The following is a 24,887-nucleotide window of genomic DNA, read 5'->3' as shown; positions in this document are numbered from 1 at the left end:
TTACACCTCAAAATCCAGTTCTTCCTCTTCCCGCAGCGGTATCAGCTGAACCTTCTGCACGCGATGGTTTTCAATCTGGAGCGTTTTAAGCCGATAGTCGCCGACCTGAACCTCTTCCCCCGGCTGTGGGATACGCTGCAAATACTCCATCAGCAGACCGGCAATGGTGTGGTATTCCCGTTTATCATCCAGCGGCAGCGGCACATACTGCACCAGGTCTTCCAGCGGCATATGGCCGTTAGCCGTCCACGAGCCGTCGGCGTTTTTCTGAATGTCGTGGCGGGCGTCAATCTCATCCACCTCGTTTGGCAGATTACCGGCAATGGTTTCCATCACGTCGCTGAGCGTGACCAGCCCTTCCACCGAACCAAACTCATCCACCACAAAGGCAAAGTGGGTGCGCGCGTTACGGAATTGCTCAAGGGCGGAAAGCAACGGCAGCCCCTCCGGGAAGACCAGCGGCTGGCGAACCAGAGCGCGGAGATTGAGCGGCTCACCGTGGAGCTGCTGCTGGAGCAGATCAATGACGTGTACCACGCCAATAGCTCCTCTTCCGCTTCCCCGCCGGTCACCACCACGCGGGTGTGCTGGTTTTTATCCAGCAGGGCGCGAATGTGCGCTTCCGGGGCCGTCAGGTCAATATGCTCTATATCATGCCGCGACGTCATAATGCTGCTGACCGTACGCTGGTTCAGATTGAGCACTCGCTCAATCATCCGTCGTTCCTGCGGGTCAAAGATCTGCCCGTCGCTGTGGTCGGCCAGCATGGCGGAGGATTCGGCGTCCAGCTCCGCATCCTCTTTCTTGCCGCTTAACAGACGCATGACCGTGTCGGCTGTGCGCTGACGCAGAGTCTGATTGGCGGAAAGGAAGCGACGGCGGTTGAATATCGCCAGCTGGTTAAGCGCTTCAATCATGACGGAGAACCCGATGGCGGCATACAGGTAGCCTTTCGGAATATGGAAGCCAAAACCGTCGGCCACCAGGCTGAAGCCAATCATCAGCAGGAAGCTCAGGCAAAGGATAACGATGGTCGGGTGACTGTTCACGAAGCGGGTCAGTGCCTTGCTGGCCATGACCATCAGCGTGATGGCAATAATGACCGCGGCCATCATCACCGCAAGGTGGTCCACCATCCCGACGGCGGTGATCACCGAGTCCAGGGAGAAGACCGCATCCAGCACCACGATTTGCGCGACCACCGGCCAGAATTTTGCTCCGCGGCGCTGGGTCGGGTTCTCGCTGTCTTTGCCTTCCAGCCGCTCGTTGAGCTCCACGGTGGCTTTGAACAGCAGGAATAGCCCGCCGAAGAGCATGATCAGATCGCGGGCGCTAAAGCTCAGACCGTGAATGGAGAACAGAGGCTGAGTGAGCGTGACCAGCCAGGAAATAGAGGCCAGCAGCAGTAAGCGCATCACCATCGCCAGCAGCAGCCCCGTTACGCGCGCGCGATCGCGCTGGGAAGGGGGCAGTTTTTCAGCGAGGATGGCGATAAAAACCAGATTATCAATCCCGAGCACCAGCTCGATGACAACCAGCGTAACCAGCCCGGCCCAGATTGAGGGATCGGCAATCCATTCCATAGTAGTAGCAATACCTTCTGTAACATGACTAATGACACAATTCGATCATGGATAAAGCTGTGGGAAAATGCAATGTCAGTATGAGATTTCTCTCAATAATCATTAAATTAAAACTGGCGGGTATAATAGTTTTAATTTATCCAGGAAATCTGTATTTATCCGAAATAACAAAATTAAGAAATATCGCATTAAAAGATGGTCAATCATAACGCTGTCAACATAAAGAAATTCTTAAAAATAAAGTGCATTTCTAAATAAATTCTTAAAAGTTGACGTTCGGAACCCGTTTTCTTGCCTGTTTTGGGATTAACTGTTACAAGATTATTAGCCTAAAAAAGGATATCTCCCGTTAAGGATTGATGTTTTTTTTGGGCGATTAACGAAATAGTGCCTGCGTATTTTGAATGCTTCATTTATTTCACCAGTAAAAAATTCTTGCGGTTTTTTGCCTGTAATTCATTGTGTTATAGCGTATTGGTAGCTGGAAGCCAAGGGCGGTAGCGTGCCTGAATGTGTGTGGGTGGGCCATGATTACGTTGTCAACAGTGACTGGCCAAATAGCGTTTTTTTTAGGAATGATGCCACTTATATTTTTATTTAATTAGCTACATTCTTAATGCATTTTAGATTCACACGTATTTAAATTGCACAGGATAATTACTCTGCCAAAGTGATAAATAATCAATGATGAACTCCAAAATGAAATTGATGCCATTATTGGTGTCTGTGACCTTGATGAGCGGTTGCACGGTCTTTCCCGGAAGCAATATGTCTACAATGGGCAAGGATGTGATCAAGCAACAGGATGCCGATTTTGATCTCGACAAAATGGTGAATGTTTATCCACTTACGCCTCGTCTGGTCGAACAATTACGCCCACGTCCAAACGTTGCCCAGCCAAATATGTCACTGGACCAGGAAATTGCTTCCTACCAGTATCGCGTAGGGCCTGGAGACGTCATTAACGTGACCGTCTGGGATCACCCCGAACTGACCACGCCAGCGGGCCAGTACCGTAGCTCAAGCGACACCGGTAACTGGGTGCAGTCAGATGGCACCATGTTCTATCCCTACATTGGTAAAGTCCATGTAGCAGGGAAAACGCTTGCCGAGATCCGCAGTGATATTACCGGCCGCTTAGCGCAGTACATCGCCGATCCGCAGGTGGACGTTAATATCGCCGCATTCCGCTCGCAAAAAGCCTATATCTCCGGCCAGGTGAACAAATCTGGTCAGCAGGCCATCACCAACGTTCCTCTGACCGTGCTGGATGCCATTAACGCCGCAGGCGGGTTAACCGACGGCGCCGACTGGCGCAACGTGGTACTGACCCACAACGGGAAAGAGCAGCGCATTTCGCTGCAGGCGCTGATGCAAAACGGCGATCTGACCCAGAACCGCCTGCTTTATCCGGGCGACATCCTCTATGTACCACGCAATGACGATCTTAAAGTCTTCGTGATGGGTGAAGTGAAGAAACAGAGCACCCTCAAGATGGACTTCAGCGGTATGACGCTGACCGAAGCGCTGGGCAATGCTGAGGGTATCGATCTGACGACCTCTAACGCGACCGGTATCTTCGTGATCCGTCCGCTGAAAGGTGAGGGCAGCGCGAAAGGCAAGATTGCCAACATCTACCAGCTGGATATGTCCGATGCGACCTCTCTGGTGATGGCGACGGAGTTCCGTCTCCAGCCATACGACGTGGTGTATGTCACTACCGCACCGGTTGCCCGCTGGAACCGTCTGATCAACCAGTTGCTGCCAACCATCAGTGGCGTTCGCTACATGACGGATACGGCGCGCGACATTCATACCTGGTAATCCGCGATGTTTAACAAAATTCTGGTGGTATGCGTGGGGAACATTTGCCGTTCCCCTACGGCTGAACGGTTGTTGAAACACTACCAGCCCGAACTGAACGTTGATTCGGCAGGGCTGGGTGCACTGGTCGGTAAAGGTGCCGATGAGCGCGCAATGAGCGTGGCGCGGGACCATCACCTCTCTCTCGACGGGCATGTTGCCCGCCAGGTCACTGGCCGCATGTGCCGTGAGTATGACCTGATTCTGGCGATGGAAAAACGCCATATTCAAGCGCTGTGCGATACCGCTCCGGAGATGCGCGGTAAGGTGATGCTGTTTGGACACTGGGACAATGAACGTGAAATCCCCGATCCATATCGCAAAAGCCATGAGGCTTTCGAGGCGGTTTACACCTTACTTGACCAGTCTGCCCAACAGTGGGCGCAGGCACTGAAAGCTCAGCAGGGATAACAATGACAGAAAAAACAAAACCTTCTGCCGCCCCGACTTCGGGCAGTGATGAAATTGATATTGGGCGCCTGGTTGGCACGGTTATCGAGGCAAAGTGGTGGGTGCTGGGCATTACCGCCGTGTTTGCCGCGGCGGCCGTCGTCTATACGCTGTTCGCCACCCCTATCTACAGCGCCGATGCGCTGGTGCAGATCGAGCAGAATACCGGTAACTCGCTGGTGCAGGACATTGGCTCTGCGCTGGCGAACAAGCCGCCGGCCTCTGACGCTGAAATCCAGCTCATCCAGTCACGTCTGGTCCTGGGTAAAACGGTTCACGACCTTGGGCTCGATATCTCCGTCACCAAAAATACCTTCCCAATCTTTGGTGCGGGCTGGGATCGGCTGATGGGCAGAAGCAACGACACGGTGAAGGTCACTGACTTCGTGCTGCCAAAAGGGGCAGCCGATCAGACCTTTACCCTGACGGTGCTTGGCCCGAAACAGTATCAGTTGACCAGCGACGCGGGCTTTAGCGCGCGCGGTGAAGTCGGACAGATGCTGAGCAAAGACGGCGTCAGCATGATGGTCAGTGCGATCAACGCCCAGGAGGGCGGGGAGTTTACCGTCACCAAATTCTCCACGCTGGGGATGATCAACAACCTGCAAAACAACCTGACCGTTACCGAAAACGGTAAGGACACCGGCGTGCTGAGCATGACCTTTACCGGGGAGGATAAGGATCAGATCCGCGACATCCTGAACAGCATTACCCGCAACTACCTTGAGCAGAACGTTGAGCGTAAGTCGGCTGAAGCGGCGAAAAGCCTGGCGTTCCTGTCGAAACAGCTCCCGGAAGTGCGCGCCCGCCTGGATGATGCCGAGAACAAGCTGAACGCCTACCGCCAGGATAAAGACTCTGTCGACCTGCCGCTGGAGGCGAAATCGGTCCTCGATTCGATGGTCAACATTGACGCTCAGCTCAACGAGCTGACCTTCAAAGAGGCGGAGATCTCCAAGCTTTACACCAAACGTCACCCGGCTTACCGCACGCTGCTGGAGAAACGCCGCACGCTGGAAGAGGAGAAGGCGAAGCTCAATGACCGTGTGACCGCGATGCCGAAAACGCAGCAGGAGATCGTGCGTCTGACCCGCGACGTGGAGTCAGGACAGCAGGTTTACATGCAGCTGCTGAACAAGCAGCAGGAGCTGAAAATCACCGAGGCAAGCACCGTGGGTGACGTGCGCATCGTCGACCCGGCGATTACCCAGCCTGGCGTGCTGAAGCCGAAGAAAGCGCTGATCATTCTCGGCAGCATTATTCTCGGCCTGATGCTCTCCATCGTTGGCGTGCTGCTGCGTTCGCTGTTCAACCGCGGTATCGAAAGCCCGCAGGTGCTGGAAGAGAACGGTATCAACGTCTATGCCAGCATTCCGCTGTCTGAGTGGCAAAAATCCCGTGACAGCGTGAAAACCATCAAAGGCGTTAAGCGTTACAAACAGAGCCAGCTGCTGGCGGTGGGTAACCCAACCGACCTGGCGATTGAAGCGATACGCAGCCTGCGTACCAGTCTGCACTTCGCCATGATGCAGGCTAAAAACAACGTCCTGATGCTGACCGGTGTTAGCCCGTCAATCGGTAAAACCTTCGTCTGCGCCAACCTGGCGGCGGTCGTTAGCCAGACCAACAAGCGCGTGCTGCTTATCGACTGCGATATGCGCAAGGGCTACACCCACGAGCTGCTGGGCACCAACAACGTCAACGGTCTGTCGGAGATCCTGCTTGGCAAAGGTGACATCAGCCAGAGCGCGAAACCGACTACCGTGCCGAAATTTGACCTGATCCCACGTGGGCAGGTACCGCCTAACCCGTCCGAGCTGCTGATGAGCGAACGCTTTACCGAGCTGGTTGAGTGGGCGAGCAAAAACTACGACCTGGTGCTGATCGATACGCCGCCGATTCTGGCCGTGACCGATGCTGCCGTTGTGGGTCGCCATGCGGGTACGACGCTGATGGTGGCGCGTTACGCGGTGAACACCCTGAAAGAGGTGGAAACCAGCCTGAGCCGCTTCGAGCAGAACGGGATTGAGGTGAAAGGGGTGATCCTGAACTCCATCTTCCGCCGCGCGACCGGGTACCAGGATTACGGGTATTACGAGTACGAATATAAGTCTGACAGCAAATAACAATCCCCCTCACCCTAACCCTCTCCCGAGGGGAGAGGGGCGGGGTGAGGGATCAGGGGAAGATCATGACCACACAACGCCCTTTAGTTTCAATCTATATGCCGACATGGAATCGTCAGCAGCTGGCGATCCGCGCAATCAAGTCGGTGTTACGTCAGGATTACGATAACTGGGAGCTGATCATCGTTGATGACTGCTCTTCCTCGTATGAACAGCTGCAAAAATTCGTGACTGACCTCAACGACCCGCGGGTGGTCTATACCCACAACGAGATTAACTCTGGCGCCTGTGCTGTACGAAATCAGGCGATTATGCAGGCCAAAGGGCAGTATCTGACCGGCATCGACGACGATGACGAATGGACGCCAAACCGCCTGTCTATTTTCCTGTCGCATAAAGAGCAGCTGGTCACGCATGCGTTCCTGTATGCCAACGACTATGTCTGTCAGGGCGAGGTGTACTCGCAGCCTGCCAGCCTGCCGCTCTATCCGAAATCACCGTACTCTCGACGCCTGTTTTACAAGCGCAACATCATTGGTAACCAGGTCTTCACCTGGGCGTGGCGCTTCAAGGAGTGCCTGTTCGATACCGAACTGAAGGCCGCGCAGGATTACGATATCTTTCTGCGCATGGTGGTGGAGTATGGCGAGCCGTGGAAAGTGGAAGAGGCCACGCAGATCCTGCACATCAACCACGGGGAGATGCAGATCACCTCGTCGCCGAAGAAGTTCTCGGGCTACTTCCATTTTTACCGCAAGCACAAGGACAAGTTTGACCGTGCCAGCCGTAAATATCAGCTCTTTACCCTCTATCAGATCCGCAATAAGCGCATGAACTGGCGCACGCTGCTGACGCTGTTGTCCATACGTAACGGCAAGCGCCTGGCTGATGGACTTCGGGGGAAATAATGTTTCTGGAAGATTGCCGCGCTAACAGCTGGAGCCTGCGTCCTTGCTGCATGGTTCTGGCGTACCGCATCGCGCATTTTTGCTCGGTGTGGCGTAAGAAAAATATCCTGAACAACATCTGGGCGGCCCCCGTACTGGTGCTGTACCGCATCATTACCGAATGCTTTTTTGGCTATGAAATTCAGGCCGCTGCCACCATTGGCCGTCGCTTTACCATCCATCACGGCTATGCGGTGGTGATCAACAAGTTCGTGGTCGCCGGGGATGATTTCACCATCCGCCATGGGGTGACCATTGGCAACCGTGGGCCAGACAGCCTGGCCTGCCCGGTCATTGGCAATAACGTCGAGCTGGGCGCGAACGTGGTGATCATTGGCGACATTACGATTGGTAACAACGTCACGATTGGTGCGGGCAGCGTGGTGCTGGACACCATTCCGGATAACGCGCTGGTGGTGGGAGAAAAAGCCCGCGTGAAGGTGATTAAATGAATATTCTGCAATTTAACGTACGCCTCGCAGAAGGCGGAGCGGCAGGGGTGGCGCTGGATCTGCACCAGCGCGCGCTGCAAAAAGGACTTCAGTCTCGATTTATTTATGGCTATGGCAAGGGCGGCAAGAAAAGCGTCAGTCACGATAACTTCCCGCAGGTGCACAAGCACACGCCGCGCCTGACCTCGATTGCCAACATTGCGCTGTTCCGTCTGTTTAACCGCGATCTGTTTGGCAACCTGAATACGCTTTATCGCACGGTGACCCGCACTACCGGCCCGGTTGTGCTGCATTTTCACGTGCTGCACAGCTACTGGCTGAATCTGGAAGAGGTGGTAGCGTTTTGTCAGAAGGTGCAGGCCCACAAGCCCGACACCCGCTTCGTCTGGACGCTGCACGATCACTGGAGCGTAACCGGCCGTTGCGCATTTACCGACGGCTGCGAAGGCTGGAAAAACAACTGCCAGAAATGCCCGACGCTGAGCAACTATCCGCCGGTGAAGGTGGATCGCGCGCACAAGCTGGTGGCCGGAAAGCGTCAGCTTTTCCGCGACATGCTCTCGCTCGGCTGTACGTTTATCTCCCCGAGCCAGCACGTGGCCGATGCCTTCAACAGTCTGTATGGGGCAGGGCGCTGCCAGATTATTAACAACGGCATCGACGTGGCGACGGAAGCCATTCTCGCCGACCTGACGCCGGTGGCGCAAACCACGGGCAAACCGAAAATCGCTATCGTTGCGCATGACCTTCGTTACGACGGGAAAACCAACCAGCAGCTGGTGCGCGACATGATGGCGCTGGGTGACAAAATTGAGCTTCACACCTTCGGCAAATTTTCACCGTTTGAAGGGACTAACGTGGTCAACCACGGGTTTGAAACCGATAAGCGCAAGCTGATGAGCGCGCTGAATGAAATGGATGCGCTGGTGTTCAGCTCCCGCGTGGATAACTACCCGCTGATCCTCTGTGAAGCGCTCTCCATCGGCGTGCCGGTGATTGCCACCCACAGCGATGCGGCACGTGAGGTGCTGGAAAAATCCGGCGGGAAAACTTTTGCGGAGCAGGAGGTTCTGCCGCTGGTGCAATTGCCGAAGGCGCAGATCGCTCAGGCCGTTTTTGGCACCGACCTGGAATCGTTCCGCAACCGCAGCCGCAAGGCCTACAGTGGACAACAGATGCTGGAGGAGTATGTCTCGTTCTATCAGAATCTGTAGTTATCTGCTGCTGCCGCTGATTTACCTGCTGGTCAACGTTAAGATTGCCCAGCTCGGCGAAAGCTTCCCGATAACTATCGTCACCTTCTTGCCCGTTCTGCTTCTGCTGTATGTCGATAAAATCAACCTGAAGAAGCTGATGATTGCCTTAGGGTTGGGTACGGGTCTGACGCTTTTTAACTATATCTTCGGTCAGTCGCTGGATGCCAGTAAATACGTCACCTCGACCATGCTGTTTGTTTATATTGTCATTATTATCGGAATGGTCTGGAGTATTCGCTTTAAAACGATTTCTCCGCACAATTATCGGAAAATCCTCAGGTTCTTTTATATTGCCGTTGCGTTAATTGTTATGCTTGCTGCTATGGAGATGGCGCAAATTATTCTCACCGGCGGCAGCAGCCTGATGGAGATAATTTCGAAATATCTCATTTACAGCAACAGCTATGTATTGAACTTCATCAAGTTCGGCGGGAAGCGTACCACGGCCCTCTATTTTGAACCGGCGTTTTTCGCTTTGGCGTTAATCTCAATTTGGCTCAGCATCAAACAGTTTGGTATCAAAACGCCTAAGACCGATGCTATGATTCTTGCAGGAATCGTTCTGTCTGGATCGTTCTCAGGGGTAATGACATTTATCCTGTTTTACCTGCTGGAATGGGCGTTTCAGTACCTGAACAAAGATGCGATTAAGAAAAAACTGCCGCTGGCGATTATCTCCCTGACGGTATTTATGGTGGGCGTGATATTTGCTTTCCCCTACATCTCAGAACGTCTGGGTGATTTGGGAACGGAAGGATCCTCGTCCTATTATCGCATCATTGGACCACTGGTGATGGTGGGTTATTCCTTAACCCATATTGATGGTGTAGTAAGATTCGGCTCACTTTACGAATATGTTGCATCATTCGGAATCTTTAACGGTGCGGATGTCGGTAAAACCATAGACAATGGTCTGTATCTGTTAATTATTTATTTTTCGTGGTTCGCCGTACTGTTGACGCTGTGGTATCTGTTTAAAGTTTTCAAAATGATGATTAACGCGTTTGGTGATAACCAGAACTTTCGCGTGCAACTTTATCTGTTTACGCCGGTGTCGCTGTTTTTTACCGGGTCAATATTTAGCCCGGAATATGCTTTCTTGATTGTCTGTCCGTTTATTCTGCGCAAGGCGCTTAATATTACGCACGTATGACGAAATGAGGTGATTTATGTTTCTTAGCGTCATTACTGTCGCTTTTCGTAATTACGAAGGGGTGGTAAAAACCTGGCGCTCGCTGCGCAACCTGGCGCGCGATCCAAGCCTCACCTTTGAGTGGATTGTGGTCGACGGCGGCTCGAACGATGGCACGGCAGAGTTTCTGGAAAAACTCAACGGTGAGTTCAACTTACGCTACATCAGCGAGAAAGATAAAGGCATCTACGATGCAATGAACAAAGGCATTAACATGGCGCAAGGCCGTTATGCCATCTTCCTGAATTCGGGTGATATCTTCCATGACGACGTGGCGCTGTTTGCCCGTCAGCTGGCGTGCCAGAAAGAGGACGCCATGTATATTGGCGATGCGCTGCTTGATTTTGGCGACGGACATAAAGTGTGCCGCAGCGCGAAGCCGGGCTGGTATATCTACCACAGCTTACCCGCCAGCCATCAGGCCATTTTCTTTCCGGTAAAAGGTCTGAAAAAACAGCCTTACGATTTGCAGTATAAAGTGTCATCCGATTATGCGCTGGCCGCCAGTCTGTATAAGTCAGGTTACCCGTTCCGCCGAATTAAAGGGCTGGTATCTGAGTTTTCAATGGGGGGTGTGTCAACCTCGAATAATCTGGAGTTGTGCCAGGATGCCAAAAACGTGCAGCGTAAAATATTACGCGTGCCGGGATTCTGGGCGGAATTATCTTATTTTTTACGCGTGCGTACCACGAGTAAAACGAAAGCCTTATATAACAAAGCCTGAATATAAGGAAACGTAATGCAGGATCTGAACGGTTTCTCCGTACCGAAAGGTTTTCGGGGGGCAGGCGGTATTAAAGTGCAGCTATGGTGGGCGGTTCAGGCCACCTTATTTGCCTGGTCACCGCAAATACTTTACCGCTGGCGAGCATTTTTATTGCGTCTCTTTGGCGCAAAAATAGGAAAAAACGTAGTCATTCGTCCTTCGGTGAAAATTACCTATCCCTGGAAATTAACGCTTGGGGATTACGCCTGGGTAGGGGATGACGCGGTGTTATATACCCTGGGCGAGATTACGATTGGCGCGAATTCGGTGGTTTCACAGAAATGTTATTTGTGCACCGGCAGCCACGACTTTATGAGTCAGCATTTTGATATTACCGCTTCGCCTATTGTGATTGGTGAAAAATGCTGGCTGGCAACGGATGTTTTTGTTGCACCGGGTGTTTCTGTTGGCGATGGCACGGTAGTCGGTGCCCGCAGCAGCGTTTTTAAATCGCTACCGGCAAATAAAATTTGTCGTGGCAACCCCGCAGTGGTGATACGCGAACGCGTTGAAACTGATTAAATTCATAAGTAGAGGAATATAAACATGTCTAAAGTCGCTCTCATCACCGGCGTTACCGGGCAGGATGGTTCTTACCTGGCAGAGTTACTGCTGGAAAAAGGTTATGAAGTACACGGTATTAAACGTCGTGCGTCTTCATTTAACACCGAACGTGTCGATCATATTTATCAGGATCCTCACGCGGCGAACCCGAAATTCCACCTGCACTACGGCGACCTGACCGATACCTCCAACCTGACCCGTATCCTGCAGGAAGTGCAGCCGGATGAAGTGTACAACCTGGGCGCGATGAGCCACGTTGCGGTCTCCTTCGAGTCTCCGGAATACACCGCTGACGTGGACGCCATGGGTACCCTGCGTCTGCTGGAAGCGATCCGCTTCCTGGGTCTTGAGAAGAAAACCCGTTTCTACCAGGCATCCACCTCTGAGCTGTACGGCCTGGTGCAGGAAATCCCACAGAAAGAGACCACGCCGTTCTACCCACGTTCTCCGTACGCGGTAGCGAAACTGTACGCCTACTGGATCACCGTGAACTACCGTGAATCCTACGGCATGTACGCCTGTAACGGCATTCTGTTCAACCACGAATCTCCACGTCGCGGCGAAACCTTCGTGACCCGCAAAATCACCCGCGCAATCGCCAACATTGCGCAGGGTCTGGAATCGTGCCTGCACCTCGGCAACATGGACTCCCTGCGTGACTGGGGCCATGCCAAAGACTACGTGAAAATGCAGTGGATGATGCTGCAGCAGGAACAGCCAGAAGACTTCGTGATCGCCACCGGCGTGCAGTACTCCGTTCGTCAGTTCGTCGAAATGGCTGCCGCTCAATTGGGCATCAAGCTGCGCTTCGAAGGCACCGGCGTGGAAGAGAAGGGCATCGTGGTTTCCGTGACCGGCCATGACGCACCGGGCGTGAAGCCAGGCGACGTGATTGTGCAGGTTGACCCACGCTACTTCCGTCCTGCTGAAGTGGAAACCCTGCTGGGCGACCCAACCAAAGCGCACGAGAAGCTGGGCTGGAAACCAGAAACCACTCTGCAGGAGATGGTTTCCGAGATGGTAGCCAAAGATCTTGAAGCAGCGAAAAAACACTCCCTGCTCAAATCTCATGGCTACGAGGTTGCCATCGCGCTGGAGTCCTGAGAATGACAAAACAACGTATTTTTGTCGCCGGTCATCGCGGAATGGTGGGTTCCGCGATTGTTCGCCAGCTCGAACAGCGCGGTGACGTCGAAGTGGTTGTCCGCACGCGCGACGAGCTGAACCTGCTCGACAGCCGTGCGGTACAGGACTTCTTTTCGAACGAACGTATTGACCAGGTGTATCTGGCGGCGGCGAAGGTGGGCGGCATTGTTGCCAACAACACCTACCCGGCGGATTTCATCTACGAAAACATGATGATTGAGAGCAACATCATTCACGCGGCGCATCTGCACAACGTGAACAAGCTGCTGTTCCTCGGCTCATCCTGTATTTACCCGAAAATGGCAAAACAGCCGATCGCTGAAAGCGAGCTGCTGCAGGGCACGCTTGAAGCCACCAACGAGCCGTACGCGATTGCCAAAATTGCCGGGATCAAGCTGTGCGAGTCCTACAACCGTCAGTACAACCGCGACTATCGCTCGGTAATGCCGACCAACCTGTACGGACCGCACGACAACTTCCACCCGAGCAATTCGCACGTGATCCCGGCGCTGCTGCGCCGCTTCCACGAGGCGACCGCCGAGAACGCGCCGGATGTGGTGGTGTGGGGCAGCGGTACGCCGATGCGCGAATTCCTGCACGTGGACGACATGGCTGCGGCCAGCATTCACGTGATGGAGCTGGATCGCGAGGTGTGGCAGGAGAACACCGAGCCGATGCTGTCGCACATCAACGTGGGCACCGGCGTGGACTGCACCATTCGCGAGCTGGCGCAGACCATCGCGCAGGTGGTGGGCTACAAAGGCCGCGTGGTGTTTGACGCCACGAAACCGGACGGCACGCCGCGCAAACTGCTGGACGTGACCCGTCTGCATCAGCTGGGCTGGTATCACGAGGTGTCACTGGAGCAGGGGCTGGCCAGCACCTATCAGTGGTTCCTGGAAAACCAGCACCGCTTCCGGGGGTAACGATGTTTTTAAGTCAGGAAGATTTTGCCACGGTAGTGCGTTCCACTCCGCTCATCTCAATTGATTTGATCGTGGAGAACGAACGCGGCGAGTTCTTGCTGGGGAAACGAACCAACCGTCCTGCACAGGGCTTCTGGTTCGTGCCCGGCGGGCGCGTGCAAAAGGATGAGACGCTGACCGATGCGTTTGAGCGTCTCACTCTGGCGGAACTGGGCCTGCAGTTGCCGATGGCAGCGGGCCAGTTTTACGGGGTCTGGCAGCACTTCTATGACGATAACTTTTCGGGTACCGGGTTCTCCACGCACTACATCGTGCTGGGGTTCCGCCTGAAGGTGAGTGAGGCAGACCTGCGTCTGCCTGATTCTCAGCATGACGACTACCGCTGGCAGACGCCAGAGGCGCTGCTGGCGAGCGACAATGTGCATGACAACAGCCGTGCCTATTTCCTCGCTGAACGTCAGTCCGGGGTGCCGGGCTTATGAAGATCCTCGTATACGGAATCAACTACTCGCCGGAATTAACCGGCATCGGAAAATACACCGGCGAGATGGTCGAGTGGATGGCGAGCCAGGGACATGACGTGCGGGTCATTACCGCGCCGCCGTACTACCCGGAGTGGAAAGTGGGGGAGCGCTACTCAAGCTGGCGCTACCGTCGCGAAGAGGGGGCAGCGACCGTCTGGCGCTGCCCGCTGTATGTGCCTAAGCAGCCCTCGACGCTGAAGCGCTTGATTCATCTCGGCAGCTTTGCCCTGAGCAGCTTCTTCCCGCTGATGGCGCAGCGTCGCTGGAAGCCGGATCGCATTATCGGCGTGGTGCCGACGCTGTTTTGCACGCCGGGCATGCGCCTGCTGGGCAAACTCTCCGGCGCGCGCACCCTGCTGCACATTCAGGATTATGAAGTGGACGCCATGCTGGGCCTGGGGATGGCAGGCAAAAGCAAAGGCGGCAAGGTGGCGAAGCTCGCCAGCGCGTTTGAGCGCAGTGGCTTACACAACGTGGACTACGTCTCAACGATCTCGCGCTCCATGATGAACAAAGCGCAGGAGAAAGGTGTCCCGGCGGAGAAGGTGATCTTCTTCCCGAACTGGTCCGAAGTGGCGCGTTTTCGCGACGTGACTGAGCAAGACGCTCAGGCGCTGCGCGGGCAGCTCGGTTTGCCTGAAGATCAAAAAATCATTCTTTACTCAGGCAATATCGGCGAAAAGCAGGGGCTGGAGAGCGTGATCGAGGCGGCTCAACTGCTGAACGAACATCCATGGATGTTTGTGATTGTCGGGCAGGGCGGTGGAAAAGCGCGGCTGGAAAAAATGGTAAGCGTTCGCGGCCTGACCAACGTGAAATTCTTCCCGCTTCAGTCTTACGAGGCATTGCCTGCGCTGCTGAAGATGGGCGACTGCCATCTGGTGGTGCAAAAGCGCGGCGCGGCGGATGCGGTGCTGCCGTCCAAGCTGACCAACATTCTGGCCGTGGGCGGTAACGCGGTGATTACGGCCGAAGCCGAAACTGAATTAGGCCAGCTATGTGACAGCTATCCGGGGATTGCGGTGTGCGTAGAGCCGGAATCGGTTCCGGCGCTGGTCACCGGCATTGAACAGGCACTTGCCATGCCAAAAGTGAACACGGTGGCACGTGAATATGCCGAACGCACGCTCGAGAAAGAGAACGTGCTGAGCCAATTTATTGCAGATATACGGGGATAAATCATGAGTCAAACCACTTTGTATCCGGTTGTGATGGCTGGTGGCTCTGGTAGCCGGTTGTGGCCGCTGTCCCGCGTGCTCTATCCAAAACAGTTCCTCTGCCTGAAAGGGGATCTCACCATGCTGCAGACGACGGTAAACCGTCTCCACGGCGTGGAGTGTGAAAGCCCGGTGGTGATCTGTAACGAACAGCACCGCTTTATTGTTGCCGAGCAGCTGCGCCAGCTGAACAAACTCACAGAAAATATCATCCTGGAGCCTGCCGGACGCAATACCGCACCGGCTATCGCCCTGGCGGCGCTGGCGGCAAAACGCAGCAGCCCGGACTGTGACCCGCTGATGCTGGTGCTGGCGGCAGACCACGTGATCCAGCAGGAAGAGGCCTTCCGCGACGCGGTGCGTGCGGCCATTCCTTACGCTGAGCGCGGCAAGCTGGTGACCTTCGGTATCGTGCCGGATCTGCCGGAAACCGGCTACGGCTACATCCGTCGCGGCAACGTGACGCCGGGTGAAGGCGACAGCGTGGCGTTTGACGTGGCGCAGTTCGTTGAAAAACCGAATCTGGAAACCGCGCAGGCGTATGTCGCCAGCGGGGAATATTACTGGAACAGCGGGATGTTCCTGTTCCGCGCCGGACGCTATCTGGAAGAGCTGCGCAAATATCGCCCGGATATTCTGAGCGCCTGCGAGAAAGCGATGGCGGTGGTGGATCCGGATCTCGACTTCATCCGCGTGGATGAAGAGGCCTTCCTCGCCTGTCCGGAAGAGTCCATTGACTATGCGGTAATGGAACGCACGGCTGACGCCGTCGTGGTACCGATGGATGCGGGCTGGAGCGATGTTGGATCCTGGTCCTCCCTGTGGGAGATCAGCGCCCATACCCCGGAGGGTAACGTCCATCACGGCGATGTCATTAGCCACAAAACGGAAAACAGCTACGTCTACGCCGAGTCCGGCCTGGTCACCACGGTTGGGGTAAAAGATCTTGTTGTGGTCCAGACCAAAGACGCCGTGCTGATTGCCGACCGTAACGCCGTGCAGGACGTTAAAAAAGTGGTGGAGAAGATCAAGGCGGATGGCCGTCACGAGCACCATATTCATCGCGAAGTCTACCGTCCGTGGGGCAAATATGACTCCATTGACGCCGGTGACCGCTATCAGGTGAAACGCATCACCGTGAAGCCGGGCGAGGGGCTGTCGGTGCAGATGCACCATCACCGCGCCGAGCACTGGGTGGTGGTCGCGGGTACCGCCAAAGTCACCATCGACGGTGAAGTGAAACTGCTGGGCGAAAACGAGTCCATCTATATTCCGCTGGGGGCGACGCACTGTCTGGAGAACCCGGGGAAAATTCCTCTCGACTTAATTGAGGTGCGCTCCGGCTCGTATCTGGAAGAGGACGATATCGTGCGCTTCCAGGACCGCTACGGGCGAGTGTAGCTCTCTGCATCATGCCCGGTGGCGCTGCGCTTACCGGGCCTACGAATGACAAAAAAATTAATTTGGCCATTTAGTGGTCAGGACCGACTGTTGCCTGAAAAAGGGGTCATCATGGATAAATTAACCTGTTTTAAAGCCTACGATATTCGCGGCAAGCTGGGCGAAGAGCTGAATGAAGACATTGCGTGGCGCATTGGCCGCGCGTACGGCGAATACTTAAAACCGCAGACCATCGTGCTGGGCGGTGACGTGCGTCTGACCAGTGAATCCCTCAAGCTGGCGCTGGCGAAAGGGCTGCAGGACGCGGGCGTGGACGTGCTGGACATCGGTCTTTCCGGAACCGAAGAGATTTACTTTGCCACCTTCCACCTGGGCGTGGACGGCGGTATTGAAGTGACGGCCAGCCACAATCCGATGGATTACAACGGCATGAAGCTGGTGCGCAAGGGCGCCCGTCCTATCAGCGGCGACACCGGCCTGCGCGACGTGCAGCGTCTGGCGGAAGCCAACGATTTCCCGCCGGTGAACGAGGCGAAGCGCGGCAGCTACAAAAAAATCAACCTGCAGAAAGAGTACATCGACCACCTGCTGGGCTACATCAACGTGGCAAACCTGAAGCCGCTGAAGCTGGTGATTAACTCCGGCAACGGCGCGGCTGGCCCGGTGGTCGATGCCCTTGAAGCGCGCTTTAAAGCACTGAACGTGCCGGTGACCTTCGTCAAAGTGCACAACACCCCGGACGGCAACTTCCCGAACGGCATTCCTAACCCGCTGCTGCCGGAGTGCCGTGACGACACCCGCAACGCGGTGATTGAACACGGCGCGGACATGGGTATCGCCTTTGACGGCGATTTTGACCGCTGCTTCCTGTTCGACGAGAAAGGGCAGTTCATCGAGGGCTACTACATTGTCGGCCTGCTGGCGGAAGCGTTCCTCGAGAAAAACCCTGGCGCGAAGATCATTCATGACCCGCGCCTCTCCTGGAACACCGTCGACGTGGTTTCTGCCGCAGGCGGCACGCCGGTGATGTCCAAAACCGGTCACGCCTTCATCAAAGAGCGCATGCGCGAAGAAGACGCCATCTACGGCGGCGAGATGAGCGCCCACCACTACTTCCGTGACTTTGCCTACTGCGACAGCGGGATGATCCCGTGGCTGCTGGTGACTGAACTGCTGTGCCTGAAGGGGAAAACCCTGGGCGAGCTGGTGCGCGACCGTATGGCGGCGTTCCCGGCGAGCGGAGAGATCAACAGCAAGCTGGCACAGCCTGCCGAGGCGATTGCCCGCGTGGAGCAGCACTTTGCCATCCACGCGCTGGAAATTGACCGTACCGACGGCATCAGCATGGCGTTCCCGCAGTGGCGCTTTAACCTGCGCTCGTCCAATACCGAGCCGGTGGTGCGCCTGAACGTGGAGTCCCGCGCTGACACCGCGCTCATGGAAGCCCGAACGAAGGACATTCTGGCGCTGTTGAATCAGTAATAACTGCCCCTCCCGGTGGGAGGGGGAACCGAATACAGGAACAACGATGACGAATCTAAAAAAACGCGAACGAGCGAGAACGAATGCATCGTTAATCTCTATGGTGCAGCGTTTTTCTGATATCACCATCATGGTCGGTGGATTGTGGGCGGTGTGTCGGATCAGCGGGCTGCCGTTCTTATATATGCATCTGCTGATGGCCCTGATTGCGCTGGTCGTGTTTCAAATGATCGGCGGTATGACCGATTTCTACCGCTCGTGGCGCGGCGTCAAAATGACCACTGAACTGATGCTGCTGCTGCAGAACTGGACCCTGAGCCTGATCTTCAGCGCAGGCCTGGTGGCATTTAGCCATGATTTTGATAATCGCCTCGTGACCTATCTGAGCTGGTATCTGTTGACCAGCGTCGGCATGGTGGTGTGCCGTTCCCTGATCCGCTTTGGCGCGGGTTGGCTGCGCAACCGGGGCTATAACCGTCGCTTCGTGGCGGTGGCAGGCGATCTGCCGGTTGGGAAAGTGCTGCTCGACAGCTTCCGCAAAGAGCCGTGGTTAGGCTTTGAAGTGGTCGGGATTTATCACGACGCAAAGCCTGGCGGCGTGCCTGCCGACTGGGCGGGCAACTACGATCAGCTGATTGACGATGCCAAAGCCGGCAAAATTCACAACGTCTACATCGCCATGCAGATGAAAGACGAATCCCGCATTAAGCAGCTGATGCGCGAGCTGGCGGATACCACCTGTTCAGTGATCCTGATCCCGGACGTGTTTACCTTCAACATTCTTCACTCCCGTATTGAAGAGGTGAACGGGGTGCCGGTCGTACCGCTGTACGACACGCCGCTGTCCGGTATTAACCGCGTGCTGAAGCGTCTGGAAGATATCGTGCTCTCTTCGCTGATTTTGCTGCTCATCTCCCCGGTGCTGTGCTGCATTGCCCTCGCGGTGAAGCTGAGCTCGCCAGGACCGGTTATCTTCCGTCAGACCCGCTACGGCATGGACGGTAAGCCGATTATGGTGTGGAAATTCCGCTCCATGAAGGTGATGGAGAACGACAAGGTCGTGACCCAGGCCACTCAGAACGATCCGCGCGTCACCCGCGTGGGGAACTTCCTGCGCCGCACCTCGCTGGACGAGCTGCCGCAGTTTATCAACGTCTTTACCGGCGGGATGTCGATTGTTGGCCCGCGTCCGCACGCGGTGGCGCACAACGAGCAGTACCGCTCGCTGATTGAAGGCTACATGCTGCGCCATAAGGTGAAGCCGGGCATCACCGGCTGGGCGCAAATCAACGGCTGGCGCGGCGAAACCGACACGCTGGAAAAAATGGAAAAACGCATCGAGTTCGATCTGGAGTACATCCGCGAGTGGAGCCTCTGGTTCGATATCAAGATTGTTTTTCTGACCATTTTCAAAGGTTTCGTGAACAAAGCGGCGTACTAAGATGAGCTTACGTGAAAAAACCATCAGCGGCGCCAAGTGGTCAGCGATGGCGACCATCGTCATCATTGGCCTCGGCCTGGTGCAGATGACGGTGCTGGCGCGCATTATCGATAATCACCAGTTCGGCCTGCTGACCGTCTCGCTGGTGATCATTGCGCTGGCCGATACGCTGTCTGACTTTGGTATCGCCAACTCGATTATCCAGCGCAAAGAGATCAGCCATCTTGAGCTGACCACGCTCTACTGGCTGAACGTGGGGCTGGGGATTTTCGTGTTTGTGCTGGTGTTCCTGCTGAGCGATACCATCGCCAGCGTGCTGCACAACCCGGATCTCGCCCCGCTGATGCGTACGCTGTCGTTTGCGTTCGTGGTAATCCCCCACGGGCAGCAGTTCCGCGCGCTGATGCAGAAAGAGCTGGAGTTCAACAAGATCGGCATGATCGAGACCAGCGCCGTGCTGGCGGGCTTTACCTTTACCGTCGTGAGCGCCCATTTCTGGCCGCTGGCGATGACCGCCATCCTCGGTTACCTGGTGAACTCTGCCGTGCGTACGCTGCTGTTCGGCTACTTTGGGCGTAAAATTTACCGCCCGGGACTGCATTTCTCTCTTGCGTCCGTCTCGTCCAACCTGCGCTTTGGCGCGTGGCTGACGGCGGACAGCATTATCAACTACGTGAACACCAACCTCTCGACGCTGGTGCTGGCACGTATTCTCGGCGCGAGCGTGGCGGGGGGCTACAACCTGGCCTACAACGTCGCGGTGGTGCCGCCGATGAAGCTGAACCCAATAATCACCCGCGTGCTGTTCCCGGCGTTTGCCAAGATTCAGGACGACACCGAAAAGCTGCGCATTAACTTTTACAAGCTGCTTTCGGTAGTGGGGATCATCAACTTCCCGGTGCTGCTGGGGCTGATGGTGGTGTCTAGCAACGTCGTACCGCTGGTGTTTGGTGAGAAATGGAACGGTATTATCCCGATCCTGCAGCTGCTGTGCGTGGTAGGGCTGTTGCGCTCCGTGGGGAACCCGATTGGGTCCCTGCTGATGGCAAAAGCGCGCGTGGATATCAGCTTTAAGTTCAACGTATTCAAAACCTTCCTGTTTATTCCGGCAATTATCGTCGGCGGGCACATGGCGGGCGCTATTGGCGTGACGCTGGGCTTCCTGCTGGTGCAGATCGTCAATACCGTCCTGAGCTACTTCATCATGATTAAACCGGTGCTGGGCTCCAGCTACCGTCAGTACATCCTGAGCCTGTGGCTGCCGTTCTATCTCTCATTGCCGACCCTAGCGGTGAGCTACGGCCTGGGCATTATCCTCAGCGGGCATCTGCCGCTGGCCGCGCTGCTGGCGGTGCAGGTTGCCGCGGGGGCGCTGGCATTTGGCGTGATGATTGTGCTTTCTCGCAATGCGCTCGTGGTTGAGATGAAGCGCCAGTTTTGCCGTAACGAAAAAATGAAAACGCTGCTTCGCGCAGGCTAGTTATTTAAGAGGCCATTATGAAATTATTAATTCTTGGCAACCATACCTGCGGCAACCGTGGCGACAGCGCCATCCTGCGCGGTTTACTGGATGCAATTAACACCCTTAAGCCTGAGACCGAAGTGGACGTGATGAGCCGTTATCCTGTCAGCTCATCCTGGTTACTGAACCGCCCGGTAATGGGCGATCCGCTCTACAGCCAGATGAAACAGCATAACAACGCCGCGGGCGTGATGGGCCGCGTGAAGAAAGTACTGCGTCGTCGCTACCAGCATCAGGTGCTGCTTTCCCGCGTGACCGATACCGGCAAGCTGCGCAACATCGCCATCGCGCAGGGCTTTACCGACTTTGTTCGTCTGCTGTCCGGCTATGACGCCATTATTCAGGTCGGCGGTTCGTTCTTCGTCGATCTCTACGGCGTGCCGCAGTTTGAGCATGCGCTTTGTACGTTCATGGCGAAAAAGCCGCTGTTTATGATTGGCCACAGCGTGGGGCCTTTCCAGGATCCGCAGTTTAACCAGCTGGCGAACTATGTGTTTGGCCACTGCGATGCCTTGATTCTACGCGAGTCGGTCAGCCTTGACATGATGAAGCGCAGCGAGATTGACACGTCGAAAGTTGAGCACGGCGTGGACACCGCCTGGCTGGTGGATCACCAGGACGACAGCTTCCAGCCGAGCTACGCGGTGCAGCACTGGCTCGACGTTACGGCGAAACAGAAAACCGTCGCGATCACCCTGCGCGAGCTGGCGCCATTTGATAAACGTTTAGGCACGACGCAGGCGGCGTATGAGCAAGCATTCGCCGACGTGGTGAACCGCGTGCTGGACAGCGGTTATCAGGTGCTGGCGCTGTCCACCTGTACCGGCATCGACAGCTACAACAAAGATGACCGCATGGTGGCGTTGAACCTGCGCAACCTGGTGAACGATCCGTCCCGCTATCACGTGGTGATGGACGAGCTGAACGACCTGGAAATGGGCAAGCTGCTCTCCGCCTGCGACCTGACGGTGGGCACGCGCCTGCACTCGGCCATTATCTCCATGAACTTTGGCACGCCGGCCATTGCCATTAACTACGAGCACAAGTCCGCGGGCATTATGCAGCAGCTCGGTATGCCGGAAATGGCGGTGGATATTCGTCATCTGCTGGACGGGTCGCTGGGTGCGATGGTGGGCGACACGCTCGGCCAGCTGCCTGCGATCAATGAACGTCTGGCGGTGGCGGTGAAAGCCGAGCGCGAGAAGGGCATTGGGATGGTGAAATCGGTACTTGACCGCGTGCGGGAGGGGAAATGAAGGTTGGTTTCTTCTTACTGAAATTTCCGCTGTCGTCTGAGACCTTTGTTCTGAACCAAATCACCGCGTTTATCGATATGGGATATGACGTGGAGATTATCGCCCTGCAAAAGGGCGATACCCAAAACACCCACGCGGCGTATACCCAGTATGGGCTGGAGGCAAAAACCCGCTGGCTGCAGGATGAGCCGTCCGGGAAGCTGAGTAAGCTGCGCCACCGCGCCAGCCAGACCTTACGTGGGATCCATCGCGCGTCGACGTGGCGGGCGCTGAACGTTTCCCGCTATGGGTCGGAATCACGCAATTTAATTCTCTCGGCCATCTGCGGGCAAACGGCGCAGCCGTATCGTGCCGACGTGTTTATCGCCCACTTTGGCCCGGCAGGCGTCACCGCCGCGAAGCTACGCGAACTGGGCGTGATTGACGGTAAAATTGCGACCATTTTCCACGGTATCGACATCTCCAGCCGCGAAGTGTTGAACCACTATACGCCGGAGTACCAGCAGCTTTTCCGCCGCGGCGACATGATGCTGCCCATCAGCGAACTGTGGGCCGGACGCCTGAAAAGCATGGGCTGCCCGGGAGAGAAAATTGCCGTGTCGCGCATGGGCGTGGATTTAACGCGCTTTACTCGCCGTCCGGTGAAGGTGCCGGGCAAGCCGCTGCAGATCATCTCCGTCGCGCGTCTGACCGAGAAGAAAGGCCTGCATGTGGCGATTGAAGCCTGCCGCCAGCTGAAAGCGCGCGGGGTGGATTTCCACTACCGCATTCTCGGGATTGGGCCGTGGGAGCGTCGTCTGCGCACGCTGATCGAACAGTATCAGCTGGAAGATGTTGTAGAGATGCCGGGCTTCAAGCCAAGCCACGAGGTCAAGGCCATGCTCGATGAGGCTGATGTATTTCTGCTGCCTTCCGTAACGGGTGCCGATGGCGATATGGAAGGCATTCCGGTGGCGCTGATGGAGGCAATGGCCGTGGGTATACCGGTGGTCTCGACCCTGCACAGCGGGATCCCGGAGCTGATTAAGTCTGACCATTCCGGCTGGCTGGTGCCGGAGAATAACGCCATGGCGCTCGCCGATCGGTTAGCTGCCTTCAGCGATATCGACCAGCAGGCGCTGGAGCCCGTGCTCCATAATGCCCGACAAAAAGTTGAAGCCGATTTTAACCAGCAGGTGATTAACCGTCAGTTAGCCAGCCTGCTGCAAACGTTGTAACGCCGAGGATGTATGCTGAAAAAGATTACCCGACGCACCTTTGTCTCGTCTCTGTCCGTTCTGGCGGCTACGCCGCTGCTGTCGTCCCGCATTGCGCGGGCGGCGAGTGGAAGAACGGTCTCTGTTAAACAGTACAATAACAACGACTGGATCGCGGCCTTTAAGCAGGCGTTTAATGACGGGGACACGGTCGTTGTCCCTGCCGGGCTGACCTGTGAAAACATCAACACGGGTATTTTCATTCCCGACGGTAAAACGCTGCTGATCCGCGGGGCGTTAACCGGCAATGGCCGCGGCCGCTTTGTTCTGCAGGAAGGCAGCAAAGTGGTAGGCGAAGGCGCTGGCCGCACGGAGAACATTGCGCTCGACGTTCGCGGCTCTAACTGCGTCATCAAAGGGCTGGCCATGAGCGGTTTTGGCCCTGTGACGCAAATCTACATCGGCGGTAAGAAACCGAGCGTGATGCGCAATCTGGTGATTGATAACATCAGCGTGAGTCAGGCCAACTACGCCATCCTGCGCCAGGGTTTCCACAACCAGGTGGACGGCGCCCGCATCACCAACAGCAAATTTAGCCATCTGCAGGGCGATGCGATCGAATGGAACGTCGCCATCAACGATCGCAATATCCTGATCTCCGATCATGTCATCGACAACATCAACTGCACCAACGGCAAGATCAACTGGGGCATCGGCATTGGCCTTGCCGGGAGCACCTACGACAACGACTACCCGGAAAAGCAAACCGTTAAGAACTTCGTGGTGGCCAACATCACCGGCAGCAACTGTCGTCAGCTGGTGCATGTGGAAAACGGGAAGCACTTTGTTATCCGCAATATTAAGGCCAAAAATATCACCCCAGACTTCAGTAAAAAGGCGGGAATAGACAACGCCACGGTGGCGATTTATGGCTGTGATAATTTCATTATTGATAATGTCGACATGGTCAACAGCGCGGGAATGTTAATCGGCTATGGGGTCATAAAAGGCGATTATTTGTCCATCCCGCAGAACTTCAAGCTCAATAATATTCATCTCGATAACCGCCAGCTCGCCTATAAATTGCGCGGAATACAGATTTCATCCGGTAATGCGACGTCGTTTGTGGCGATTACTAATGTGGAAATGCAGCGCGCAACGCTGGAACTGCACAACAAGCCGCAGCATCTTTTCTTACGTAATATCAATGTGATGCAGGAAGCTGCCGTGGGGCCTGCCCTGAAGATAAACTTCGACCTGCGCAAGGATGTGCGAGGAAAATTCATGGCGAAAGACGAGACGCTGCTTTCGCTGGCGAACATCAAAGCTGTGAACGAGAAGGGGCAAAGCTCGGTGGATATTGACCGGGTCGACCAGCAGGTGGTGAATGTGGAAAGACTGAACTTTGCGCTGCCGCACAGATAATCGACAATAATCTGTTTTAAGACGATTCCTGGCATATAAGCGCGATCGAATCAGATTACAACTACAGAAATATGTGATGCTAAGGCGTAACATTGCTTCAGGATTACGGCAAATCATGCTGGCGAAAACAGGTTTAAGAGCTATAATTCGTC

The 24,887-nt window shown here is 55.4% G+C and carries 20 protein-coding genes and 1 pseudogene; 20 read left to right on the top strand and 1 reads right to left on the bottom strand.

Annotation, left to right across the window (positions count from 1 at the left end):
* Positions 1-1,583, bottom strand: a pseudogene (locus ACOTXI_RS06250) (TerC family protein).
* Positions 1,584-2,267: 684 nt separating this feature from the next.
* Between ACOTXI_RS06250 and ACOTXI_RS06245 the strand changes: the two are divergent.
* The 20 genes from ACOTXI_RS06245 (at position 2,268) to wcaM (ending at position 24,735) form a co-directional block, all read left to right on the top strand.
* A complete protein-coding gene (locus ACOTXI_RS06245; RefSeq protein ID WP_008499413.1) occupies positions 2,268-3,407 on the top strand; it encodes a polysaccharide export protein in 1,140 nt (379 codons plus the stop codon).
* Positions 3,408-3,413: 6 nt separating this feature from the next.
* Entirely contained in the window at positions 3,414-3,857 is a 444-nt protein-coding gene (gene wzb / locus ACOTXI_RS06240; RefSeq protein WP_058654815.1) for a low molecular weight protein-tyrosine-phosphatase Wzb, read from the top strand.
* A 2-nt stretch (positions 3,858-3,859) separates the two neighbouring features.
* The gene (gene wzc / locus ACOTXI_RS06235) at positions 3,860-6,022 is read left to right on the top strand and encodes a tyrosine-protein kinase Wzc (RefSeq protein ID WP_008499415.1); all 2,163 of its coding nucleotides are present in this window, start codon (positions 3,860-3,862) and stop codon (positions 6,020-6,022) included.
* 65 nt (positions 6,023-6,087) lie between these two features.
* Positions 6,088-6,930: a colanic acid biosynthesis glycosyltransferase WcaA gene (wcaA, locus tag ACOTXI_RS06230; RefSeq protein WP_021241458.1), complete on the top strand. Its 843-nt coding sequence runs from the start codon at positions 6,088-6,090 to the stop codon at positions 6,928-6,930.
* Positions 6,930-7,421: a colanic acid biosynthesis acetyltransferase WcaB gene (gene wcaB, locus ACOTXI_RS06225; RefSeq protein ID WP_008499417.1), complete on the top strand. Its 492-nt coding sequence runs from the start codon at positions 6,930-6,932 to the stop codon at positions 7,419-7,421. Before wcaA ends, wcaB begins: the two co-directional genes overlap by 1 nt.
* Positions 7,418-8,635 carry a colanic acid biosynthesis glycosyltransferase WcaC gene (wcaC, locus tag ACOTXI_RS06220; RefSeq protein ID WP_008499418.1) on the top strand — a complete coding sequence of 406 codons (1,218 nt, stop codon included), beginning with the start codon at positions 7,418-7,420 and terminating at the stop codon, positions 8,633-8,635. Before wcaB ends, wcaC begins: the two co-directional genes overlap by 4 nt.
* A complete protein-coding gene (wcaD, locus tag ACOTXI_RS06215; RefSeq protein WP_008499419.1) occupies positions 8,610-9,830 on the top strand; it encodes a colanic acid polymerase WcaD in 1,221 nt (406 codons plus the stop codon). The genes wcaC and wcaD overlap by 26 nt, the downstream gene beginning before the upstream one ends.
* Before the next feature lie 16 nt (positions 9,831-9,846).
* The gene (gene wcaE / locus ACOTXI_RS06210; protein ID WP_058654814.1) at positions 9,847-10,593 is read left to right on the top strand and encodes a colanic acid biosynthesis glycosyltransferase WcaE; all 747 of its coding nucleotides are present in this window, start codon (positions 9,847-9,849) and stop codon (positions 10,591-10,593) included.
* Between the two features lie 15 nt (positions 10,594-10,608).
* Entirely contained in the window at positions 10,609-11,157 is a 549-nt protein-coding gene (gene wcaF, locus ACOTXI_RS06205) for a colanic acid biosynthesis acetyltransferase WcaF (protein WP_008499422.1), read from the top strand.
* Between the two features lie 24 nt (positions 11,158-11,181).
* Positions 11,182-12,303 (top strand): GDP-mannose 4,6-dehydratase, encoded by a 1,122-nt coding sequence (gene gmd / locus ACOTXI_RS06200; protein WP_003863514.1) that lies wholly within the window; start codon positions 11,182-11,184, stop codon positions 12,301-12,303.
* Between the two features lie 2 nt (positions 12,304-12,305).
* A complete protein-coding gene (fcl, locus tag ACOTXI_RS06195) occupies positions 12,306-13,271 on the top strand; it encodes a GDP-L-fucose synthase (protein WP_008499423.1) in 966 nt (321 codons plus the stop codon).
* Positions 13,272-13,273: 2 nt separating this feature from the next.
* Positions 13,274-13,753 (top strand): GDP-mannose mannosyl hydrolase, encoded by a 480-nt coding sequence (locus ACOTXI_RS06190; protein ID WP_008499425.1) that lies wholly within the window; start codon positions 13,274-13,276, stop codon positions 13,751-13,753.
* Positions 13,750-14,973, top strand: coding sequence for a colanic acid biosynthesis fucosyltransferase WcaI (gene wcaI / locus ACOTXI_RS06185; protein WP_008499426.1), 1,224 nt, complete (start codon positions 13,750-13,752; stop codon positions 14,971-14,973). Before ACOTXI_RS06190 ends, wcaI begins: the two co-directional genes overlap by 4 nt.
* 3 nt (positions 14,974-14,976) lie before the next feature.
* Complete coding sequence (gene cpsB, locus ACOTXI_RS06180) at positions 14,977-16,413, top strand: mannose-1-phosphate guanyltransferase (protein ID WP_008499427.1); 1,437 nt, start codon at positions 14,977-14,979, stop codon at positions 16,411-16,413.
* Between the two features lie 111 nt (positions 16,414-16,524).
* Positions 16,525-17,895 (top strand): colanic acid biosynthesis phosphomannomutase CpsG, encoded by a 1,371-nt coding sequence (gene cpsG, locus ACOTXI_RS06175; RefSeq protein WP_032622651.1) that lies wholly within the window; start codon positions 16,525-16,527, stop codon positions 17,893-17,895.
* Positions 17,896-17,941: 46 nt separating this feature from the next.
* Positions 17,942-19,336 (top strand): undecaprenyl-phosphate glucose phosphotransferase, encoded by a 1,395-nt coding sequence (gene wcaJ, locus ACOTXI_RS06170; protein ID WP_008499429.1) that lies wholly within the window; start codon positions 17,942-17,944, stop codon positions 19,334-19,336.
* Between the two features lies 1 nt (position 19,337).
* Positions 19,338-20,816: a colanic acid undecaprenyl disphosphate flippase WzxC gene (gene wzxC, locus ACOTXI_RS06165; protein ID WP_058654537.1), complete on the top strand. Its 1,479-nt coding sequence runs from the start codon at positions 19,338-19,340 to the stop codon at positions 20,814-20,816.
* Positions 20,817-20,833: 17 nt separating this feature from the next.
* Positions 20,834-22,114, top strand: a complete 1,281-nt coding sequence (gene wcaK / locus ACOTXI_RS06160) for a colanic acid biosynthesis pyruvyl transferase WcaK (RefSeq protein ID WP_021241452.1) — start codon at positions 20,834-20,836, stop codon at positions 22,112-22,114.
* Positions 22,111-23,331: a colanic acid biosynthesis glycosyltransferase WcaL gene (gene wcaL, locus ACOTXI_RS06155; RefSeq protein WP_023325627.1), complete on the top strand. Its 1,221-nt coding sequence runs from the start codon at positions 22,111-22,113 to the stop codon at positions 23,329-23,331. Before wcaK ends, wcaL begins: the two co-directional genes overlap by 4 nt.
* A 12-nt stretch (positions 23,332-23,343) precedes the next feature.
* Positions 23,344-24,735 carry a colanic acid biosynthesis protein WcaM gene (gene wcaM / locus ACOTXI_RS06150; RefSeq protein WP_058654536.1) on the top strand — a complete coding sequence of 464 codons (1,392 nt, stop codon included), beginning with the start codon at positions 23,344-23,346 and terminating at the stop codon, positions 24,733-24,735.
* Positions 24,736-24,887 lie beyond the last annotated feature (152 nt).

Origin of the sequence: Enterobacter cloacae complex sp. BZL2005, from assembly GCF_049238885.1 — a bacterium.
Taxonomy (GTDB): Bacteria; Pseudomonadota; Gammaproteobacteria; order Enterobacterales; family Enterobacteriaceae; genus Enterobacter; species Enterobacter roggenkampii.
The sequence above is the reverse complement of the archived record's forward strand: the minus strand, read 5'-3'. Positions and strand labels throughout refer to the sequence as shown.

Bases quoted from the DNA above. Each gene is read 5' to 3' on its own strand.
- wcaL (WP_023325627.1), top strand. From the start codon at position 22,111: ATGAAGGTTGGTTTCTTCTTACTGAAATTTCCGCTGTCGTCTGAGACC.
- wzc (WP_008499415.1), top strand. From the start codon at position 3,860: ATGACAGAAAAAACAAAACCTTCTGCCGCCCCGACTTCGGGCAGTGAT.
- ACOTXI_RS06190 (WP_008499425.1), top strand. From the start codon at position 13,274: ATGTTTTTAAGTCAGGAAGATTTTGCCACGGTAGTGCGTTCCACTCCG.
- wcaE (WP_058654814.1), top strand. From the start codon at position 9,847: ATGTTTCTTAGCGTCATTACTGTCGCTTTTCGTAATTACGAAGGGGTG.
- fcl (WP_008499423.1), top strand. From the start codon at position 12,306: ATGACAAAACAACGTATTTTTGTCGCCGGTCATCGCGGAATGGTGGGT.
- ACOTXI_RS06245 (WP_008499413.1), top strand. From the start codon at position 2,268: ATGATGAACTCCAAAATGAAATTGATGCCATTATTGGTGTCTGTGACC.
- wcaM (WP_058654536.1), top strand. From the start codon at position 23,344: ATGCTGAAAAAGATTACCCGACGCACCTTTGTCTCGTCTCTGTCCGTT.
- cpsB (WP_008499427.1), top strand. From the start codon at position 14,977: ATGAGTCAAACCACTTTGTATCCGGTTGTGATGGCTGGTGGCTCTGGT.
- wcaD (WP_008499419.1), top strand. From the start codon at position 8,610: ATGTCTCGTTCTATCAGAATCTGTAGTTATCTGCTGCTGCCGCTGATT.
- gmd (WP_003863514.1), top strand. From the start codon at position 11,182: ATGTCTAAAGTCGCTCTCATCACCGGCGTTACCGGGCAGGATGGTTCT.
- wcaF (WP_008499422.1), top strand. From the start codon at position 10,609: ATGCAGGATCTGAACGGTTTCTCCGTACCGAAAGGTTTTCGGGGGGCA.
- wcaJ (WP_008499429.1), top strand. From the start codon at position 17,942: ATGACGAATCTAAAAAAACGCGAACGAGCGAGAACGAATGCATCGTTA.
- wcaK (WP_021241452.1), top strand. From the start codon at position 20,834: ATGAAATTATTAATTCTTGGCAACCATACCTGCGGCAACCGTGGCGAC.
- wcaA (WP_021241458.1), top strand. From the start codon at position 6,088: ATGACCACACAACGCCCTTTAGTTTCAATCTATATGCCGACATGGAAT.
- wcaI (WP_008499426.1), top strand. From the start codon at position 13,750: ATGAAGATCCTCGTATACGGAATCAACTACTCGCCGGAATTAACCGGC.
- wcaC (WP_008499418.1), top strand. From the start codon at position 7,418: ATGAATATTCTGCAATTTAACGTACGCCTCGCAGAAGGCGGAGCGGCA.
- wzb (WP_058654815.1), top strand. From the start codon at position 3,414: ATGTTTAACAAAATTCTGGTGGTATGCGTGGGGAACATTTGCCGTTCC.
- cpsG (WP_032622651.1), top strand. From the start codon at position 16,525: ATGGATAAATTAACCTGTTTTAAAGCCTACGATATTCGCGGCAAGCTG.
- wcaB (WP_008499417.1), top strand. From the start codon at position 6,930: ATGTTTCTGGAAGATTGCCGCGCTAACAGCTGGAGCCTGCGTCCTTGC.
- wzxC (WP_058654537.1), top strand. From the start codon at position 19,338: ATGAGCTTACGTGAAAAAACCATCAGCGGCGCCAAGTGGTCAGCGATG.